Annotated in this window: 3 protein-coding genes; 1 reads left to right on the top strand and 2 read right to left on the bottom strand. The window is 43.0% G+C overall.

What is annotated here, in order from left to right; genetic code table 11:
• Positions 1–372 precede the first annotated feature (372 nt).
• Positions 373–2,139 carry a hypothetical protein gene (locus EA408_00090; protein ID TVR75626.1) on the top strand — a complete coding sequence of 589 codons (1,767 nt, stop codon included), beginning with the start codon at positions 373–375 and terminating at the stop codon, positions 2,137–2,139.
• Between the two features lie 287 nt (positions 2,140–2,426).
• Here the strand turns inward: EA408_00090 and EA408_00085 are convergent, their stop codons facing one another.
• Together EA408_00085 and EA408_00080 are read right to left on the bottom strand one after the other, a co-directional pair.
• Positions 2,427–3,200, bottom strand: coding sequence for an ADP-ribosylglycohydrolase family protein (locus tag EA408_00085; GenBank protein TVR75627.1), 774 nt, complete (start codon positions 3,198–3,200; stop codon positions 2,427–2,429).
• A 378-nt stretch (positions 3,201–3,578) separates the two neighbouring features.
• A partial coding sequence (locus tag EA408_00080) for a hypothetical protein (protein TVR75625.1) occupies positions 3,579–3,789 on the bottom strand: 211 nt, incomplete at its 5' end.

The following is a 3,789-nucleotide window of genomic DNA, read 5'->3' as shown; positions in this document are numbered from 1 at the left end:
GACTCAGTCGTCACCCCACCAGCTTCCTGCTCTCGGTAGTGTTACATTTTGCGTGCCCTGCGGTATTGGTCACAGAGCCAAAAGGCCCACATCACGCTACCCCCGTCGCATTTTTGATGATTCTATCAGGATGCTTAGTACCATGATTGCTTGCGTGTTGTCATTAGATATATACAGTTTATTGATATATGAAACCCGCAAGGCAAGGAATTCACCTCTCAAACTCAAGTGGTGCAGGAACTTTTATAGCTTATTATAATAGCTGCGAATTTTAAGATGTATGTAACATTCCAACCGGTAATCTGGTATAAACTTATGTGCTGTTTGAGAGGCTCTCACAACAATTCGAATAACCTTAAAAAATTCCGGATAATGAACGGCAATCAGAGATTATTGTTATTTTCATCTCTTCTGTCATTTTGCTTTATAAGCTTATATGGACAGGAGATTGAGCCATGTGAAGAAAAAGCCCTCCTGGTTATTCTTGTTGTTGATGAAGCAGATAACCCAATTGAGAAAGCAGAGGTAACTATTTCAAATCCTGACATTGGTGTTGTTATTGATCTGCTGACGTCAAAGGACGGAATGTGCGAGGTTTTAGTCCCCAACGGGCATGGATATACCATTGGTATCGGACAGGTTAAGAATGCCGATTACGTCGAAGTACCTGATGAGGCTTATTACGAGTTGGCATTGAAGTACTATATAGATTCGGAATATGCATACGATCTTTCAGAACTAAATGTCAGCATCTATGTTGCAACGAATGAAGGAGTGCCAGTATCTGAAACATTTGAGGTTGTTTCATTGGTAGACAGGCAAATTTATGAGGTCAATTCAGATTTGTCAGGAAATGCCAGGATTGAACTCCCGGCAGGTCAGAACTACCAGGTGAACTTCATTGGCGCGGAAAACTACATGCGGTTTTCAGTCCCGGACAAGCCCCGGCATTTCAGGGATATAGAAATTGAGTATGGCGGACATAAGGAAGGCCGGCTCCATCCGACACTTGATAAAATGCTGGTCGGAATCCATTATTCCGATTTTGACAGTTTAGATGTCGCAAATGAAGTTATAGATATCAGAGGGCTTGATGAGGGTACGGCATTTCAGGTTAAAACAAATGAGGAAGGATGGGCCTGGGTACAACTGCTGAGAGGAGACAGGTACGTTTTTTCAACATCGGTTCTTGGTGATTTCCAGAGAATTTCAGTTCCTGCCACAGAGCAACTGGAGGAACGGATAACTAAGATAAATTTTCTTTCATCCGGTGACTACCATGACTATATGGCTTATATAAAGGGGATGGAGGAAAAGATGGAAGAAGGATATGCAGATTCTATCAGAAGGATGCAGCAGCGTGCAAGGTCACAATCTACCAGGGTACATAATCCCAATCCTCGGCGTCGGGTTATGCAGCCTGAAGAGAGGTATAAGGTAATAGAAGAAAAAGCTCAAAAGGAAAAAAAAGAGATAGAAAATGACTTCACGTATTTTATCAGGCAGGCGCAGGAGGTAAATGCTGTATTTTACAGGTTCATTGATCAATGGGTAAACAAAGTAGTAGTTGTTGACGTGACTTGCAGTATGGATCCATATGTCGATCAGGTTTTAAGCTGGATAGCAATGCAATTGTCGAAAAATGAAAAATCCCAGTTTATATTCTTTAATGACGGCGACGGTAAGCCTTTACATGAGAAGGTAATTGGTGCCACCGGAGGATTTCACTACACAGGCAGTTCAGATATTGACACTATCCTTAACACATTATATTACGCCGAGAGCTTTGGGTGCAGCGGAGACGTTCCAGAAAATGATCTTGAAGCACTTCTCTATTCAACTTCCTACATGGATGAATTTAGTGAACTAATATTAATAGCAGATAATTTTAGTTCCGTTAGAGACATGGAGCTTTTAAAAGATCTGGATGTACCTGTAAGGATAGTCCTTTGTGGTTTTAGGAGATTCGTCCATCCTCATTACCTCGAAATAGCGTATCATACTGATGGTTCTATTCACACTGTAGAGGAGGATATACTTGACTTCAGGACTAAGGTTGATAATGATGAGGTGATCAGAATTAGTAACACAATGTATAGATACAGGTATGGCAAATTTGTACCTGAAAGGTTTAAATGACCACTATCAGGCTAACAATTTATACCGGAAGGAGCCAGCTTGCTTTTGTGGCTTAAAGAAAAAATTATGCAGACAAAAGTCATTCAATGGAATATTAGAATAAATAGTAATACTGATAAGATTGTTGAATTGCTTAGGAGTAGGATTGAAGATAATTACTAATAAAAGAATTCAGGGTACAGCTATACCTGCCACAGCTGATGTCTGACGCTCAAAGTGAAAAGATAAAGCCATCCGGGCACACAAAATGTAACACTACCCCATTGGCACATTGCCGGATATTACCCTCAAGATGACCTGTATCTCTCCGAAAACTCAGTGATCACATCTATCAGTGCAGGGGGAAGGCGCTTGAGTGTTGATTCGATCATGTAAAGCGGGATCTCACCATAAAAGGCTTCTGCAATGCTGCCGGTTATGCATGCCAGTGTGTCGCTGTCCCCGCCAAGTGAAACAGCAAGCCTGATGGCACTCTCAAAACCATCACTTTCAAGGAAGGCCGTTATGGCTTCAGGTACAGTTTCCCGGCAGCTTTCTTTTAATTTATAGCCAGGCCTGATCTGGTCGACAGTCCGGCTCAGATCATATCCAAAGGCCGTTTCGATATACTCCCTGATCTCAGGTTTAGTCTTGCCGGTACGCGCAAGGAATACTGCAGCCGCTGTTGCCTGGGCACCTTTTACTCCTTCAGGGTGGTTGTGAGTTACAGAGGCACTTGTTTCCGCTACCGCCAGCACCTCATCAATTGTGTCGAATGCCCAGCCGACCGGGCAGGCTCTGAGCGCTGAATCTTTCTCCTGGCCATTATAAGGTTTCGGGTCATTATCCAGTATCCATATATAGAAGTTAACAATGTAACCTCTCTCCGGGTATTTTTGAGTATAGCTCCTGTAAAATTCGGCATAGTCGCCGTTTGTGAGCAGGCAGTCCATTGTTGCGGCATTCAGTACAGTGTTACCGGTAAAGTCGCTTTCGTCGCTAAAAAGGTGGAAATCGGTGGTTTTGTCATTGCCATATTTTAAAAAGGAGCCTATTACATCTCCAACAACAGCACCCAGTATCATGTTCTTCTTTTTGACCCTCTCATGGTCATAGAAAATAAAATATTCATCGGCGCTGTTAAAGATCATTTTGCCTTCTCCCGGTTTATCGAGGGCAACCGCGGTTTTGCCGGGTACCCGCTGGAAGGTTTCAACTCTCCTGCCGTTAAAGTAGGGTATCTGGATGATATTCGGCTTGCCGCTTTTCAGTTCTTCCGAAAGAACATACAGTACACCCATGGGGGTCCGTCCCCCGAAGATCCTGTTCCGGCACCAGGTAAACTTTGGTGCCTCAATATTTTCATTCCTGATAAGGCATCTGCCATCGGTCAGGTATTTACAGTCACTGCAGTTGCTATGTGGGAAGTATGCCATAATAATGAGTTTTTCAGGGCCTGGTTAAAGGTTACCGGTTTTCCCGGTTGTTTTCTTTTTTAACTCTTGCTTGAAATTTTCTAATTGCCGGTTGAACTCTTCCTCAACAATGTCAGGACAGGAATTTATGATCGAAGCCAGGTGTACCGCACAAGGGTCTGTTTTGCTAATATTCATAAGCATATCAAGGTCATCTCCATCAATGAGTTCAATTAGGCTCTCCCTCTCTTCGCTG

Source organism: Marinilabiliales bacterium, assembly GCA_007695015.1.
Classification (GTDB): domain Bacteria; phylum Bacteroidota; class Bacteroidia; order Bacteroidales; family PUMT01; genus PXAP01.
The sequence above is the reverse complement of the archived record's forward strand: the minus strand, read 5'-3'. Positions and strand labels throughout refer to the sequence as shown.

Bases quoted from the DNA above. Each gene is read 5' to 3' on its own strand.
- EA408_00090 (TVR75626.1), top strand. From the start codon at position 373: ATGAACGGCAATCAGAGATTATTGTTATTTTCATCTCTTCTGTCATTT.